Source organism: Rhizobacter sp. P2_D12 (assembly GCF_056404395.1).
Map to the genome: position 1 here is coordinate 51,195 of NZ_JBFUEB010000024.1, position 15,580 is coordinate 66,774.

A 15,580-nucleotide genomic window follows, 5' to 3' on the forward strand; every position below is an offset into this window, starting at 1 on the left:
CAAACCCTGTTCTTTCTGCGGGTTGTTCCTGGAGGGGGTCCCCTACAATGCGGGACCCGTTTCTTGTGTGACGGTGCAAAGGCGCTTTGATGAATCTATTGATGACGGTCTGGGATGGTCTCGTGAACTGGCTGGCGAACGGCCTGGTCGAAACGACGTGGTGGCAAATCATTGTCATCATGCTGGTTCTGACCCACATCACGATTGCATCTGTCACGATCTTCCTGCACCGCTCGCAAGCGCACCGCTCGCTCGACCTGCATGCCGCGCCGTCGCATTTCTTCCGGCTGTGGCTGTGGCTGACCACCGGCATGGTGACCAAGGAGTGGGTCGCGATCCACCGCAAGCACCACGCGAAGTGTGAAACGCAGGAAGACCCGCACAGCCCGGTCGCCCATGGCATCAAGACCGTCCTGTTCACCGGCAGCGAGCTGTACCGCGCGGAAGCCAAGAACCAGGAGACGCTCGCCAAGTACGGCCACAACACGCCGGACGACTGGATCGAGCGCAACCTCTACACCCGCTACAGCTGGCAAGGCGTCGGCGTGATGCTGATCATCGACCTGATGCTGTTCGGCGCGATCGGTGCCACGGTGTGGGCGGTGCAGATGGCGTGGATCCCGGTCACCGCGGCCGGCATCATCAACGGCCTGGGCCACTGGTGGGGCTATCGCAATTTCGAGGCGGCCGACGCCAGCACCAACATCTCGCCGTGGGGCGTGATCATCGGTGGCGAGGAGTTGCACAACAACCACCACACCTACCCGACCTCGGCCAAGCTGTCGGTCAAGAAGTACGAGTTCGACATCGGCTGGGCCTACATCCGCGGCCTGGAGATGCTGGGCCTGGCCAAGGTCCGCAAGACGCCGCCGATGCTGAAGCTGGGCGACGTGCGCCCGGTGGCCGACTCGAAGACGCTGGAGGCGATCATCGCCAACCGTTACGAGGTGATGGCCAAGTACGCCGGCGGCCTGCGCGATGCATGCCGTGCCGAGGTGAAGCGGTTGAAGGCCGAGGGCGTGGCGGGCAGCGCGAAGCTGGCCAACATGCGCCTGGCTCGCCGCTGGCTGCACCGCGACGAGGACAAGATCCCGCACCACGTGAAGGCCCAGGTCGCGAGCGTGTGTGCCGACAGCCCGGCGCTGTCGAAGCTCGTGACGATGCGCGAAGAGCTGCGCCAGCTGTGGACCCGCACCAATGTGTCTGCCGAGCAGCTGGTGATCGACCTGCAGGCCTGGTGCAAGAAGGCCGAGGAGAGCGGCATCGCCGCGCTGCAGGAATTTGCGGTCAAACTGCGGGCCGCGCACGCCTGACAGTGCGTCCCCTGCCTGATGAAGAGCCCGCTTCGAGCGGGCTTTTTTGTGGGCGGCGATCCCCGGAGGTCCGTGGCCCGGATGCCAATCCAGGGCCCAACGTTTCGGCAACAAAAAACCCGCCGGGCCTGCGCCGAGCGGGTTTCTGGTGAACCGGGAGCCGAATTACTTCAGCTTCGTTTCCTTGTACATCACGTGCTTGCGAGCCTTCGGATCGAACTTCATGATCTCGATCTTCTCGGGCGTCGTCTTCTTGTTCTTGTCGGTCGTGTAGAAGTGACCGGTGCCGGCTGACGATTCCAGCTTGATCTTTTCGCGTCCACCTTTTGCCATGATCAGCTCCTAAATCAGAGTTCGCCGCGGGCGCGCAGGTCCGCAACGACTTGCTCGATGCCGACCTTGTCGATCAGACGCAGCGCGGCGTTCGTGATGCGCAGGCGGACCCAGCGGTTTTCGGTTTCCAGCCAGAAGCGACGGTACTGCAGGTTAGGCAGGAAACGGCGCTTGGTCCGGTTGTTGGCGTGGGAAACATTGTTTCCCACCATCGGGCCCTTACCCGTGACTTGACAGACGCGTGCCATGACGCTTCTCCACTTGAATCTCGTTTCAGGAGTGGCATCCAGAGCAGGCGTTCGCTTGGGTGCGTTCGCTTGGGTAGATGCCCCTTCGAAAGCTCTCTGGCAAGCCATCCATTCAATGGCCTGCCGCTTTCGGCAAAGACCGCGATTATAGCCAGCTTTTTGGACAGGCGCCAGTTCAGGCGACGCCCTGCTCCAGGAAGCGCTGGGCATCCAGCGCCGCCATGCAGCCGGTGCCGGCGCTCGTGATGGCCTGGCGGTAGACGTGGTCCTGCACGTCGCCGGCGGCGAACACGCCCGGCACGGTGGTCATGGTCGCGAAGCCGCCCAGGCCGCTGCGCGTCACGATGTAGCCGTCCTTCATCTCGAGCTGGCCCTTGAAGATGTCGGTGTTGGGCTGGTGGCCGATCGCGATGAAGCAACCCTTCAGCGTCAGCTCGGTGGTGCCGCCGCCCTGCGTGCTGCGCAGGCGCACGCCGGTGACGCCGGAGCTGTCGCCCAGCACCTCGTCCAGCGTCTGCCACAGGTGCAGCTCCATCTTGCCGGCCTTGACCTTCTCCGCCACCTTGTCGACCAGGATGGCTTCGGCGCGGAACTTGTCTCGGCGGTGGATCAGGTGCACCTTGCGCGCGATGTTCGACAGGTACAGCGCCTCCTCGACCGCGGTGTTGCCGCCACCGACCACGCAGACGTCCTGGTCGCGGTAGAAGAAGCCGTCGCAGGTGGCGCAGCCGCTGACGCCGCGGCCCATGAAGGCTTCTTCGGACGGCAGGCCGATGTACTTGGCCGACGCGCCGGTGCAGATGATCAGCGCATCGCAGGTGTAGGTGCCGGAGTCGCCCTTCAGCGTGAACGGACGCTTCGAGAAATCGACCTGGTTGATGTGGTCGAACACGATCTCGGTGTTGAAGCGCTCGGCATGCTGCAGGAAGCGCTGCATCAGGTCCGGTCCTTGCACGCCCATCACGTCGGCCGGCCAGTTGTCGACCTCGGTCGTCGTCATCAGCTGGCCGCCTTGCGCGATGCCCGTCACCAGCATCGGCTTCAGGTTGGCCCGGGCTGCGTAGATCGCCGCGGTGTAGCCGGCCGGGCCGGAGCCAAGAATGAGAACCTGGGCATGCTTGGGGGTGCTGTTCATGAAGAAGCTCGAGAGAACGGGTGGGTGCGCGTGGCGCAAAGGCAGCGAAAAACGCAGCCGAGTCTGACATGGGGTTGACTCCGGCTGGTGTCAATCTGCGTAATGGTGACAATAGCGAAATTGTAGGAACCGTGAGTTTTCCACGTTTGCCGGCAGCCACCCCATACAGGAGGAAGTTCGATGGCCATGTTGTCCAATCTTGACCTGATTCGGCGAGTACCGCTGTTTTCCATGCTCACCAACGAGCAGGCGACAGCGATCGCCGACAGCGTGGTCAAGCGGCGTTTCCGCCGCGGCGAGATAGTCGTGGAGCATGGCAAGAAGTCGAATGCCCTCTTCATCCTGCTGACCGGCCGCGCCCGCGTGCTCACGTCGGATTCGCGCGGCCGCGAGGTCATCCTCGCGGTGCTGCAACCCGGCGACTACGTCGGCGAGATGAGCCTGATCGACAACGAGCCGCACTCGGCCACGGTGCGCGCCGAGGTGCAGACCGACATGCTGATCCTCGGTCGCGCCGAGTTCGCGCGTTGCCTGCCCGAGAACTCCAGCCTGTCCTACGCCATCATGCGCGGCCTGGTGTCGCGCCTGCGCAGCGCCGACCGCCAGATCGAATCGCTGGCACTGCTCGACGTGTACGGCCGCGTCGCGCGTTCGCTGCTCGACATGTCCGAGGACGACGGCGACATCAAGATCATTCGCAACAAGGTGTCACGCCAGGACCTGGCCAAGATCGTCGGCGCCTCGCGCGAGATGGTCAGCCGCGTCATGAAGGACCTGGAAGACCGCGGCATCGTCGAGACGCAGGAAAACGGCTCGGTGATCATCAAGGAGCGCTTGACCAGCGGTTGATCGCGGCCAGGCCATCGCGATCGGCCACAATCCGCCGATGACCTTTCCGCTCGGATCGCTTCGTGCCGACAACGGCAGCGCCGCACCGGCCGGCCCTGCGCACGCCGGCACCTACACCCGCTCCGGTTCCACTGGCCCTGCCGCCAGTGCCGACCCGGCCGGCCTGCGCACGCAACTGGCCGTGCTGGTCGGCGGCGTGCTGTGGCTGCTGGCCGTGCTGGCACTCATCACGCACCAGGCCGCCGACGCGGCGTTCTCCACCTCCGGCACCAGCGCGGTCGCGCTGAACAAGGCCGGCACGCTGGGCGCCTGGTTCTCCGACATCGCGTTCGTCGTCGTCGGCTATTCGGTCTGGTGGCTGGTGGCGATCGCGGCGCGTGCCTGGCTGTCCGCGCTCGCTCGGCTGCTGCGCCACGGCGAAGAGCCGGCCGGCCCGCGCGATGCGCGCCCGGCCTGGGCCTTCTGGGCCGGCGTGCTGGTGCTGATGTGCGCCAGCACCGCGCTCGAATGGACGCGCCTCTACCAGTGGGAGGCCGGTGTCGCGGGCGGCCACGCCGGCGGCGTGCTCGGCTACCTGCTGGGCCCGCTGAGCATGAAGCTGCTGGGCTTCGCCGGCTCGGGCGTGCTGTGGATCGCGGCGCTGGTGGCCGGCAGCGCGCTGGCCTTCCGCTTCTCGTGGGTGAGGCTGGCCGAACGCATCGGTGCCTGGACCGACTCGCTGCGCGAACGCCGCGTCGAGCGCATCGAGCGCGCCGAAGACCACCGCCTGGGCGAGCAGGCGCTGCGCGAGCGCGAGCATGTCGTCGAGGTCGAGCACCAACTGGCCGAAGACCACGCGCCCATCGTCATCGAGGCGCCGGTGATCGAGGTGCCCAAGTCCGAGCGTGTCGTGAAGGAGCGCCAGAAGCCGCTCTTCACCGAGCTGTCCGACACCAAGCTGCCGCAGGTCGACCTGCTGGACGCCGCACCGGGCCGCATGGAGACCGTGACGCCCGAGACGCTGGAGATGACCTCGCGGCTGATCGAGAAGAAGCTGAAGGATTTCGGCGTCGAGGTGCGCGTGGTCGCGGCCTCGCCGGGCCCGGTGATCACGCGCTACGAGATCGAGCCGGCCACCGGCGTGAAGGGCTCGCAGGTGGTCAACCTCGCGAAGGACCTGGCGCGCTCGCTCAGCCTCGTCAGCATCCGCGTGGTCGAGACCATCCCCGGCAAGAACTACATGGCGCTGGAGCTGCCGAACCCGAAGCGGCAGACGATCCGGCTGTCCGAGATCCTCGGCTCGCAGGTCTACAACGATGCGTCGTCGCAGCTGACGATGGGCCTGGGCAAGGACATCGTCGGCGGCCCGGTGGTGGCCGACCTCGCGAAGATGCCGCACTGCCTGGTGGCCGGCACCACCGGCTCGGGCAAGTCGGTGGGCATCAACGCGATGATCCTGAGCCTGCTGTACAAGGCCGAGGCAAGGGACGTGCGGCTGATCCTCATCGACCCGAAGATGCTCGAGATGAGCGTCTACGAGGGCATCCCGCACCTGCTGGCGCCGGTCGTCACCGACATGAAGCACGCCGCCAACGCGCTGAACTGGTGCGTCGGCGAGATGGAGCGGCGCTACAAGCTGATGAGCAAGCTGGGCGTGCGCAACCTGAGCGGCTACAACAAGAAGATTGCCGACGCCACCGAGCGCGGCGAGATCCTCGGCAACCCGTTCAGCCTGACGCCCGAGCAGCCCGAACCGCTGGAGCGCCTGCCCTTCGTCGTGGTCGTGATCGACGAGCTGGCCGACCTGATGATGGTSGTSGGYAARAAGRTCGARGAGCTGATCGCSCGYMTCGCGCAGAAGGCGCGSGCSGCCGGYATYCACCTGATCCTKGCRACGCAGCGCCCGWSSGTCGACGTCATCACSGGCCTGATCAAGGCCAACATCCCGACSCGYMTKKCGTTCCAGGTCAGCAGCAAGATCGACWSSCGCACCATYCTCGACCAGATGGGCGCCGAGGCGCTGCTGGGCATGGGCGACATGCTGTACATGCCSYCGGGCACCGGSCTGCCGRTSCGCGTGCACGGCGCCTACGTCAGCGACGAAGAGGTGCACCGCGTCGTCGACTACCTGAAGAAGCAGGGCGAGCCGAACTACATCGAAGGCATCCTCGAAGGCGGCACGCTCGACAGCGACGGCGGCGATGCGCCGGCCGGCGGTTCCGAGGGCGCATCCGGCGAGGCCGACCCGATGTACGACCAGGCGGTGGGCATCGTGCTGCAGCACCGGCGCGCGTCGATCTCGCTGGTGCAGCGGCACCTGCGCATCGGCTACAACCGCGCGGCCCGGTTGCTGGAACAAATGGAGAAATCCGGGCTCGTAACTGCCATGTCCACCAACGGCAACCGAGACATCATCGTGCCCAAGCGAGATGAATAAATCCTTGCACAAGTTCCTGCGTCCGCCCGTGCTGCTGGCGGCCACGCTGCTGGCGGCCACGCTGCTGGCCGCGGCCGGTGCGGCCCGGGCCGATTCGACCGACACGCTGCGCGAGTTCGTGCGCGACGTGAAGAGCGGCAAGGCCGCGTTCACGCAGACCGTGACCTCGCCCGACGGCGTGAAGAAGAAGACGTCGAGCGGCAGTTTCGAATTCGCGCGGCCGAACCGCTTCCGCTTCGCGTACGCGAAGCCGGTCAACCAGCTGATCGTCGCCGACGGCCAGAAGGTCTGGATCTTCGACGCCGACCTGAACCAGGCCAGCTCGCGCAAGCTGACGCAGGCGCTGGGCGCGACGCCGGCCGCGCTGCTGGCCGGCGGCTCGCTCGAGAAGGATTTCGACCTGGCCCCGCTGCCCGACAAGGACGGCCTGTCGTGGGTGCAGGCCACGCCGAAGGCCAAGGACAGCGCGTTCCAGGCGGTGCGGGTCGGCTTTCGCGCGAAGGAGCTGGCGGCGATCGAGATCACCGACAGCTTCGGCCAGCGTTCGCTGCTGCAGTTCAGCGGCTTCGCGCCGAATGCGGCGATCCCACCCGAGACCTTCACCTTCACCGTGCCCAAGGGCGCTGACCTGATCGAACAGTGATCGCCGGATGGCCGAGCAGCAACTGCCCTTCTTCGACGAAGCCGAGGCCGACCGCCAGGCGCCCCTTGCCGAACGCCTTCGCCCGCGCACGCTCAACGAGGTGATCGGCCAGCAGCAGCTGCTGGGCCCGGGCAAGCCGCTGCGCGTCGCCTTCGAGTCCGGCCGGCTGCACTCGATGATCCTGTGGGGCCCGCCGGGCGTCGGCAAGACCACGCTGGCGCGGCTGATGTCGGATGCCTTCGATGCGCAGTTCATCGCGATCTCGGCGGTGCTGGGCGGCGTGAAGGACATCCGCGAAGCGGTCGAGCGTGCCAACGCGGCCCGCATGACCTCAGCCAACGGCGGGCGCCGCACCGTCGTCTTCGTCGACGAAGTGCACCGCTTCAACAAGTCGCAGCAGGATGCCTTCCTGCCGCACGTCGAATCGGGCCTGTTCACCTTCATCGGCGCGACCACCGAGAACCCGTCGTTCGAGGTCAACTCGGCGCTGCTGTCGCGCGCCACCGTGCATGTGCTGAAGAGCCTGGACGACGCCGACATGGCGACGCTGCTCGAGCGGGCGCGTTCGCTGCTGGCCGCGCCGCCGCTCGCCGAACCGGCCGCCAAGCGTTTGATCGGCTATGCCGATGGCGATGCCCGCCGCCTGCTGAACGCCTACGAGAACCTGGTGCGCATGGTCGGCGACGCCACCGTGATCGACGAGGCCCAGCTCGAGAAATCGCTCGGCGAGCAGCTGCGCCGCTACGACAAGGGTGGCGAGCAGTTCTACGACACCATCTCGGCGCTGCACAAGTCGGTGCGCGGCAGCGACCCCGATGCCGCGCTGTACTGGTTCGTGCGCATGCTCGATGGCGGCGTCGACCCGCGCTATGCGGCGCGCCGCCTGGTGCGCATGGCCAGCGAGGACATCGGCCTGGCCGACCCGCGCGCCTTGCGCATGACGCTGGACGCCGCCGAGACCTACGAACGCCTCGGCTCGCCCGAAGGCGAGCTGGCGCTGGCGCAGGCGGTGGTGTTTCTCGCGATGGCACCGAAATCGAATGCCGTCTATACCGCCTACAAGGCCGTGCGCAGCTTCATCCAGCAGGACGGCACCCGCCCGGTGCCGCTGCACCTGCGCAACGCACCGACAAAGCTCATGAAGGACCTGGACTACGGCCGCGAGTACCGCTATGCACACGACGAAGAGGGCGGCTTCGCGGCCGGCGAGCGCTACTGGCCCGACGATATGGAAACGCCGCGTTTCTACGAGCCGGCGCCCCGTGGATTGGAACTGCGTATCGGCGAGCGGCTGAATGAACTTCGCAGGCTGAACGAGGAGTCCAGCAGGAAACGCTGAGGATTCGGGTAAACGCCGAGAGTTGTTCAGGCGCGCCCGGGAAACCCTGGTCTCTTTTGAGGGTGGCGCGCCTCTAGAATCCGCCGCCGCCGCCTCATTTGGGTGCAGCGCAGCCCGCCAGATAGCCACGGCGGGCTTTTTGCTACAGGGGACATAGGCTGGCTTGGCGCGGCAGCTGTTCTTTGAAAACCTCGAAGCTGCCGGCTTTGATTTTCCGCAGGAGACCTTTTCACATGGATACCTTCATCCAGCAGATCATCAACGGTCTGGTGCTGGGCAGCGTGTATGCGCTGGTCGCACTGGGCTACACGATGGTCTACGGCATCATCAACCTGATCAATTTCGCGCACGGTGAGGTGCTGATGGTGGGCGCGCTCACCAGTTGGACGGTCGTCACCGCGCTGGCCGGCACCGGCCTGCCGGGCTGGCTGCTGATGCTGATCTCGCTGATCGCCGCCATCATCGTGTGCGCGGCGCTCAACTTCACGATCGAGAAGATCGCCTACCGGCCGCTGCGCACCGCACCACGGCTGGCGCCGCTGATCACCGCGATGGGCATGTCGCTCTTGCTGCAGACGCTGGCGATGATCATCTGGAAGCCGAACTACAAGTCGTACCCGATCCTGCTGCCGAGCGAGCCGTACTTCATCGGCGGGGCCGTCATCAACACGGTGCAGATCCTGATCCTGGTGGTCACCGCGGTCACGCTGGCCGGGCTGATGTACCTGGTGAACCGCACCAAGCTGGGCCGCGCGATGCGCGCCACCGCCGAGAACCCGCGCGTGGCGAGCCTGATGGGCGTCAAGCCCGACATGGTGATCTCGGCCACCTTCATCATCGGTGCCGCGCTGGCCGCGCTGGCCGGCGTGATGTACGCGGCCAACTACGGCTCGGTGCAGCACTCGATGGGTTTCCTGCCGGGCCTGAAGGCCTTCACCGCGGCGGTGTTCGGCGGCATCGGCAACCTGGCCGGTGCGATGGTCGGCGGCGTGGCGCTGGGGGTGATCGAATCGCTCGGCGCCGGCTACATCGGCGACCTGACCGGCGACGTGCTGGGCAGCCACTACCAGGACATCTTCGCCTTCATCGTGCTGATCCTCGTGCTGACGCTGCGCCCGCAGGGCCTGCTGGGCGAGCGCGTCGCGGATCGAGCCTGAGCACGGAAGGAACAACCCCATGAACCTCAGAGACAACAAGCTCGGCACCTACGTGGCCCTGGCCGTGGTATTGGCGATTGCGCCGTTCTTCGCGCAGTACTTCGGCAACGCCTGGGTGCGCATCCTCGACATCGCGCTGCTGTACGTGCTGCTCGCGCTCGGGCTGAACATCGTGGTCGGCTATGCCGGCCTGCTCGACCTGGGCTATGTCGCGTTCTACGCGGTCGGCGCCTACCTGTTCGGCCTGCTCGCGTCGCCGCACCTGGTCGAGACCTTCCCGCAGATCGCGGCGATGTTCCCGAACGGCATGCACGTGAGCTGGTGGCTGGCGATCCCGATCGGCGCGGCGGTGGCCGGCATCTTCGGCGTGCTGCTCGGCGCGCCGACGCTGAAGCTGCGCGGCGACTACCTGGCGATCGTCACGCTCGGCTTCGGTGAAATCATTCGCGTGTTCCTGAACAACCTGGATGCGCCGGTCAACATCACCAACGGCCCGAAGGGCGTGGCGCAGATCGATTCGTTCAACTTCTTCGGCTTCGACCTGGGCAAGCGGCACAACCTGTTCGGCCTCGACATCCCGCCGGTCACGAGCTACTACTTCTTTTTCCTCGCGCTCGTGATCATCAGCGTGGTGATCTGCTACCGCCTCGAGCGCTCGCGCATCGGCCGCGCGTGGATGGCGATCCGCGAGGACGAGATCGCGGCCAAGGCGATGGGCATCAACACCCGCAACCTGAAGCTGCTGGCGTTCGGCATGGGCGCCACCTTCGGCGGCGTGTCGGGTGTGCTGTTCTCGACCTTCCAGGGCTTCATCTCGCCGGAATCGTTCAGCCTTCAGGAGTCGGTGATGATCGTCGCGATGGTGGTGCTGGGCGGCATCGGCCACATCCCGGGCGTGATCCTGGGGGCGCTGCTGCTGTCGGCGCTGCCGGAGGTGCTGCGCTACGTGGCCGGCCCGCTGCAGAACCTGACCGACGGCCGGCTCGACGCGGCCATCCTGCGCCAGCTGCTGATCGCGCTGGCGATGATCGCCATCATGTTGTCGCGCCCGCGGGGCCTGTGGCCTTCGCCGGAGCACGGCAAGGCGGCTCCCGTCCCGACCCGATAAGAACGAGGAGCTTCCATGACAGAAACCACGAGCAACACGGTCCTCAAGGTCGCGGGCGTCTCCAAGCGCTTCGGCGGCCTGCAAGCTCTCTCGGACGTCGGCATCTCCATCGAGGCGGGCCAGGTGTATGGCCTGATCGGCCCGAACGGCGCCGGCAAGACGACCTTCTTCAACGTGCTGACGGGGCTGTACACGCCCGATTCGGGCAGCTTCGAGCTGGGCGGCAAGACCTACCAGCCGACCGCGGTGCACGAGGTGGCCAAGGCCGGCATCGCGCGCACCTTCCAGAACATCCGGCTGTTTGCCGAGATGACGGCGCTCGAGAACGTGATGGTGGGGCGCCATGTGCGCACCGGGTCGGGGCTGATCGGCGCGGTGTTCCGCACGCCGGGGTTCAAGGCGGAAGAGGCGGCGATCGCCAAGCGCGCGCAGGAGCTGCTCGACTACGTGGGCATCGGCAAGTACGCCGAGTTCAAGGCGCGCACGCTGAGCTATGGCGACCAGCGGCGCCTGGAGATCGCGCGCGCGCTCGCGACCGATCCGAAGCTGATCGCGCTGGACGAACCGGCGGCCGGCATGAACGCGACCGAGAAGGTGGTGCTGCGCGAGCTGATCGACACCATCCGCAAGGACGGCCGCACCATCCTGCTGATCGAGCACGACGTGAAGCTGGTGATGGGCCTGTGCGACCGCGTGACCGTGCTCGACTACGGCAAGCAGATCGCCGAGGGCACGCCGGCGGACGTGCAACGCAACGAGAAGGTGATCGAGGCCTACCTCGGCGCCGGTCACAAGGCTCACTGAGGACGCCCACATGGCAGCAACATTGTTGAAAGTAAGCGGGCTCAAGGTGGCCTACGGCGGCATCCAGGCCGTCAAGGGCGTGTCGTTCGAGGTGAACGAAGGCGAACTGGTGAGCCTGATCGGTGCCAACGGCGCCGGCAAGACGACGACGCTGAAGGCCGTCACCGGGTTGCAGCCGGTGGCCGCCGGCGACATCGAGTTCCTCGGCAAGCCGATCAAGGGGCAGGGCGCGTGGGAGCTGGTCAAGCAGGGCCTGGTGATGGTGCCCGAGGGCCGCGGCACCTTCACGCGCATGACCATCACCGAGAACCTGCAGATGGGCGCCTTCGTGCGCAACGACAAGGAAGTCGACGCCGACATCGAGAAGGTGTTCGCGATCTTCCCGCGCCTGAAGGAGCGCCGCCACCAGCTGGCCGGCACGATGTCGGGCGGCGAGCAGCAGATGCTCGCGATGGGCCGCGCGCTGATGGCCAAGCCCAAGGTGCTGTTGCTCGACGAGCCGTCGATGGGCTTGTCGCCGATCATGGTCGACAAGATCTTCGAGGTGGTCGCCGACATCCACAGCCGCGGTACCACGGTGCTGCTGGTCGAGCAGAACGCGAGCCGCGCGCTGCAGCTGGCCAACCGCGGCTACGTGATGGAGTCGGGCGAGGTCACGATGGAGGGCGATGCCAAGGTGCTGCTGAACGATCCGAAGGTCCGTGCCGCCTATCTCGGCGAATAACGCGCATCTCAGGACCCGGATTGGCATCCGGGCTACCCAGTGTTCGTAGCCCGGATGCCAATCCGGGATTGCTCGCAAGAATCCACGCCGCCCCCCGAAGGTGTGCGTGGAAGTGCGCACTCTCCACCTGCATGGGTGGTTCCTCTGGCAGGACCTGATTCCTATACTGGCCGGCACAGACGGCTCAGGATCAGGGCCGCGACAACCCTTTAGGAGCCCCCATGCAAGCCACCCTGCGCCCGTCCGGCCTGACCGGTCTGTCCCTTGTCGCCGTCGCCACCGCCGCGCTGCTCAGCGCCTGCGGCTCGACCATGCCCACGATGGGCGAGAACAAGGGCACCGTCTCGGGCGCGGCCGGCGGCGGCACCGCCGAGAACAACAACAGCAAGCTCGAGAAGTGCGACGAGTCGCTGGGCACGCTGGCCGTGCAGGAAGACACCACCGCCCCCTGGTACTACCAGCTGCGCCAGCACCAGCTGGGCTCGACCATCCCGGTGCTGCGCCTGATGGTGCAGCAGAGCAACTGCTTCGTGATCGTCGAGCGCGGCGGCGCGATGAACAACATGATGAAGGAGCGCTCGCTGGAGCAAAGCGGCGAGATGCGCGCCAACAGCAACTTCGGCAAGGGCCAGATGGTGTCGGCCGACTACACGATGAGCCCGGCGATCCAGTTCTCGGGCAAGACCGGCGGCGGCGGCGGCTTCCTCGGCGGCGGCGGGCTGGGCCTGCTGGGCGCGGTGGCCGGCAACGTGAGCCGCAACGAAGCATCGACCACGCTGCTGCTGATCGACAACCGCTCGGGCGTGCAGATCTCGGCCGCCGAAGGCACCGCGAAGAACTTCGACTTCGGCATGTTCGGCGCCGCCTTCACCGGCGGCCTCGTCGGCGGGGGCGGCGGCTACGCCAACACGCCGCAAGGCAAGGTGGTCGTCGCCGCGTTCGCCGATTCGTTCAACCAGATGGTCAAGTCGCTGCGCAACTACAAGGCGCAGACCGTCAAGGGCGGCCTGGGCACCGGCGGGCGCCTGGGTGTCGACGGCGGCACCACGCCGGCCTCGCAGACGCCCACGAAGAAGAAGTAAGTCAGTCCACCTTCGCGCCGGACTGCTTGACGACGGCTTCGTACTTCGCGCGCTCGCGCCTGACGAAGTCGCCGAACTGCTCCGGCGTGCCGGCGATCGGCTCGGCCATCAGGCTTGCCAGCCGCGCCTTCAGGTCGGGCGTCGCGAGCGCCTCGGTGAAGGCCTTGTTGAGCCGCCGCGTCACGTCGGCCGGCATCCCCGCCGGGCCGAACAGCCCGAACCAGGTGTTGACGTCGAAGTGCGCCAGCCCGCCGCCGGCCTCGGCGATGGTCGGCACCTCGGGCATCGCGCTCGAACGCGCCGCCRTCGTCACCGCCAGCGCGCGCAGCTTGCCGGCCTTGATGTTGGCCGACGCCGTCGCGAGGTTGTCGAAGTTCAGGTCGACCTGCCCCGACAGCAGCGCCAGCTGCGCCGGGTTGCCGCCCGCGCACGGGATGTGCACCATGAAGACGCCGGCCTGCGCCTTGAACATCTCGCCGGCCAGGTGCCCCGCGCTGCCGTTGCCGCCCGAGCCGTAGTTCAGCTTGCCCGGGTTTTTCTTCGCATAGGCCACCAGGTCGGCCACGCGCTGGATGCCCAGCCGCGTGGCCGTCTGCGGGTTCATCACCAGCACGTTGGGCACCTGCGCCACGCCGGTGATCGGCGTGAAGTCGCGGATCGCGTCGTACGGGATGCGCGCATACAGCCACGGGTTGATCGCGTGCGTGGCCACCGCGCCCATCACGATCGTCTGGCCGTCGGGGGCCGACTTGGCGACCGCATCGGCCCCCAGGTTGCCGCCGGCGCCGGGCTTGTTGTCGACGATCACGACGCCCAGGCTCTCCTTGACCTTGTCGGCCAACGCCCGCGCGATCACGTCCAGCGGGCCGCCCGGCGGGTAGGGCACGACCAGGCGGATCGGCCGGGCCTGTGCGCGTGCCGCCGGAAGCAGGGCGGCCAGTGCGGCCAGCGAAAGAAGGTGTCTGCGTTGCATCGGGAAAGATTCCTCAGGCGGGGTGCTTGTCGGCTTCGGAGGTGAAGGCATCGGCGTAGAACTCGTCGGCCGGCAGCGCGCAGTGCGCGACCAGGTCGCGCTGGGCCGACTCCACCATCACCGGCGCGCCGCAGGCATAGACCTGGTGGCCCGACAGGTCGGGCAGGTCGGCCATCAGCGCCTGGTGGACGAAGCCGGTGCGGCCGGTCCAGGCGTCCTGTGACTTAGGCTCGGACAGCACCGGCACGTAGCGCAGCCACGGCAGCGCGTCCGCGGCCTGCAGCATCCAGTCGTGCAGGTACAGGTCGGCGCGGCTGCGGCAACCCCAATAGACGACGGCGGGGCGCTGGTTGTCCTTGAAGCGCAGGTGCTCGACGATCGCCTTGATCGGCGCGAAGCCGGTGCCGCTGGCCAGCAGCACCATCGGCTTGTCGCTGTCCTCGCGCAGGAAGAAGCTGCCGAACGGGCCTTCGAGGCGCAGGATCTCCTTCTCCTTCATCGCGCCGAACACGTGGTCGGTGAACTTGCCGCCCGGCATGTGGCGGATGTGCAGCTCGATGCCGGGCTGCCCGGCCTGCGTGTGCGGCGCATTGGCCATGCTGTAGCTGCGGCGGCTGCCGTCGCGCAGGATGAACTCGACGTACTGGCCGGCGTGGTAGCGCAGCGTGTCGTTGGCCGGCAGCTGCAGGTGCAGCAGCGCGACGTCGGGCGCGACGCGTTCGATGCGGCTGACGCGGCACGGCATCTTGCGCACCGGGAACTCGCCAGCACCGGCCACGGTACGCGCTTCCAGCACCACGTCGGTCTGCGGCGCGGCGCAGCAGGTCAGCACGAAGCCGGCTTCTTCTTCCGCGTCGCTCAGCGCCTTGGCCTGGTGGGCGCCGTGGATCACGCGGCCCTCGATCAGCCTGCACTTGCACGAACCGCAGGCGCCGTCCTTGCAGCCGTAGGGCAGGCCGATGCCCTGGCGGATGGCGGCCGCGAGGATGGGCTCGTCGCGGTCGACCTGGAAACTCGTGCCGCTGGGCTGCACGGTCGCGGTGAAAGTCATGGGGTAACCTCGAAACCAACCCCTGATTTTGCCCGCGATCCAATGCCCTTCTCCCTCAGCCTGCCGACGCGCTTCAAGCGCCCCACCGTGTTGATCGTCGGTTGCGGCGACGTCGGGCAGCGCGTTGCGCGCTTGCTGCGCGGGCGCTGGCGCGTGCTGGCGCTGACCTCGTCGCGCGAGCGCGTGGCGGGCCTGCACGCGCTGGGCGCCACGCCGCTGGTGGGCAACCTGGACGAACCAGCGACGCTGGGCCGGCTGGCGACGCTGGCCGATGCGGTGCTGCACCTGGCGCCGCCGCCGGGGCAGGGCGATGCCGATCCGCGCACGGCCGCGCTGCTGCGGGCCCTGGCGCGCTCGGCGCGCGTGCGCCGCATCGTCTACGGCAGCACCAGCGGGGTGTATGGC

At 67.2% G+C, this 15,580-nt stretch carries 16 protein-coding genes; 11 read left to right on the plus strand and 5 right to left on the minus strand.

Going from position 1 to position 15,580, the window contains the following annotated elements:
* Positions 1–101: 101 nt before the first annotated feature.
* Positions 102–1,313, plus strand: coding sequence for a DesA family fatty acid desaturase (locus AC1DYN_RS10795; RefSeq protein WP_477959194.1), 1,212 nt, complete (start codon positions 102–104; stop codon positions 1,311–1,313).
* Between the two features lie 165 nt (positions 1,314–1,478).
* On the opposite strand, the gene rpmG is transcribed toward AC1DYN_RS10795, so the two are convergent.
* From rpmG to trxB, 3 genes are all read right to left on the minus strand, one after another.
* Positions 1,479–1,646 carry a 50S ribosomal protein L33 gene (rpmG, locus tag AC1DYN_RS10800; RefSeq protein WP_047498832.1) on the minus strand — a complete coding sequence of 56 codons (168 nt, stop codon included), beginning with the start codon at positions 1,644–1,646 and terminating at the stop codon, positions 1,479–1,481.
* A 14-nt stretch (positions 1,647–1,660) separates the two neighbouring features.
* Entirely contained in the window at positions 1,661–1,894 is a 234-nt protein-coding gene (rpmB, locus tag AC1DYN_RS10805) for a 50S ribosomal protein L28 (protein WP_169668669.1), read from the minus strand.
* Positions 1,895–2,069: 175 nt separating this feature from the next.
* Positions 2,070–3,029 carry a thioredoxin-disulfide reductase gene (gene trxB, locus AC1DYN_RS10810; RefSeq protein WP_477959196.1) on the minus strand — a complete coding sequence of 320 codons (960 nt, stop codon included), beginning with the start codon at positions 3,027–3,029 and terminating at the stop codon, positions 2,070–2,072.
* Positions 3,030–3,209: 180 nt separating this feature from the next.
* Between trxB and AC1DYN_RS10815 the strand changes: the two genes are divergently transcribed.
* The 9 genes from AC1DYN_RS10815 to AC1DYN_RS10855 all read left to right on the plus strand — a co-directional run bounded on the left by AC1DYN_RS10815 (position 3,210) and on the right by AC1DYN_RS10855 (position 13,151).
* Positions 3,210–3,878 (plus strand): Crp/Fnr family transcriptional regulator, encoded by a 669-nt coding sequence (locus AC1DYN_RS10815; protein ID WP_477959198.1) that lies wholly within the window; start codon positions 3,210–3,212, stop codon positions 3,876–3,878.
* 37 nt (positions 3,879–3,915) lie between these two features.
* Entirely contained in the window at positions 3,916–6,294 is a 2,379-nt protein-coding gene (locus AC1DYN_RS10820) for a DNA translocase FtsK (protein WP_477959200.1), read from the plus strand.
* Between the two features lie 34 nt (positions 6,295–6,328).
* Complete coding sequence (gene lolA / locus AC1DYN_RS10825; protein ID WP_477959225.1) at positions 6,329–6,937, plus strand: outer membrane lipoprotein periplasmic chaperone LolA; 609 nt, start codon at positions 6,329–6,331, stop codon at positions 6,935–6,937.
* A gap of 7 nt (positions 6,938–6,944) precedes the next feature.
* A complete protein-coding gene (locus AC1DYN_RS10830) occupies positions 6,945–8,276 on the plus strand; it encodes a replication-associated recombination protein A (protein WP_477959202.1) in 1,332 nt (443 codons plus the stop codon).
* A gap of 233 nt (positions 8,277–8,509) precedes the next feature.
* Positions 8,510–9,433, plus strand: a complete 924-nt coding sequence (locus tag AC1DYN_RS10835) for a branched-chain amino acid ABC transporter permease (RefSeq protein WP_477959204.1) — start codon at positions 8,510–8,512, stop codon at positions 9,431–9,433.
* 19 nt (positions 9,434–9,452) lie between these two features.
* The gene (locus tag AC1DYN_RS10840) at positions 9,453–10,541 is read left to right on the plus strand and encodes an ABC transporter permease subunit (RefSeq protein WP_477959206.1); all 1,089 of its coding nucleotides are present in this window, start codon (positions 9,453–9,455) and stop codon (positions 10,539–10,541) included.
* Positions 10,542–10,556: 15 nt separating this feature from the next.
* Complete coding sequence (locus tag AC1DYN_RS10845) at positions 10,557–11,345, plus strand: ABC transporter ATP-binding protein (protein ID WP_477959208.1); 789 nt, start codon at positions 10,557–10,559, stop codon at positions 11,343–11,345.
* Between the two features lie 10 nt (positions 11,346–11,355).
* A complete protein-coding gene (locus AC1DYN_RS10850) occupies positions 11,356–12,069 on the plus strand; it encodes an ABC transporter ATP-binding protein (protein WP_477959210.1) in 714 nt (237 codons plus the stop codon).
* Positions 12,070–12,290: 221 nt separating this feature from the next.
* Positions 12,291–13,151 carry a CsgG/HfaB family protein gene (locus AC1DYN_RS10855; RefSeq protein ID WP_477959212.1) on the plus strand — a complete coding sequence of 287 codons (861 nt, stop codon included), beginning with the start codon at positions 12,291–12,293 and terminating at the stop codon, positions 13,149–13,151.
* A 1-nt stretch (position 13,152) separates the two neighbouring features.
* Here AC1DYN_RS10855 and AC1DYN_RS10860 read toward each other — a convergent pair whose 3' ends face one another.
* Positions 13,153–14,124, minus strand: coding sequence for a Bug family tripartite tricarboxylate transporter substrate binding protein (locus AC1DYN_RS10860; protein WP_477959214.1), 972 nt, complete (start codon positions 14,122–14,124; stop codon positions 13,153–13,155).
* Between the two features lie 13 nt (positions 14,125–14,137).
* On the minus strand, positions 14,138–15,175 hold the full coding sequence (locus AC1DYN_RS10865; protein WP_477959216.1) for a CDP-6-deoxy-delta-3,4-glucoseen reductase: 1,038 nt from the start codon (positions 15,173–15,175) through the stop codon (positions 14,138–14,140).
* A gap of 42 nt (positions 15,176–15,217) precedes the next feature.
* Between AC1DYN_RS10865 and AC1DYN_RS10870 the strand changes: the two genes are divergently transcribed.
* On the plus strand, positions 15,218–15,580 hold a 363-nt coding region (locus tag AC1DYN_RS10870; protein WP_477959218.1), incomplete at its 3' end, for an NAD(P)H-binding protein.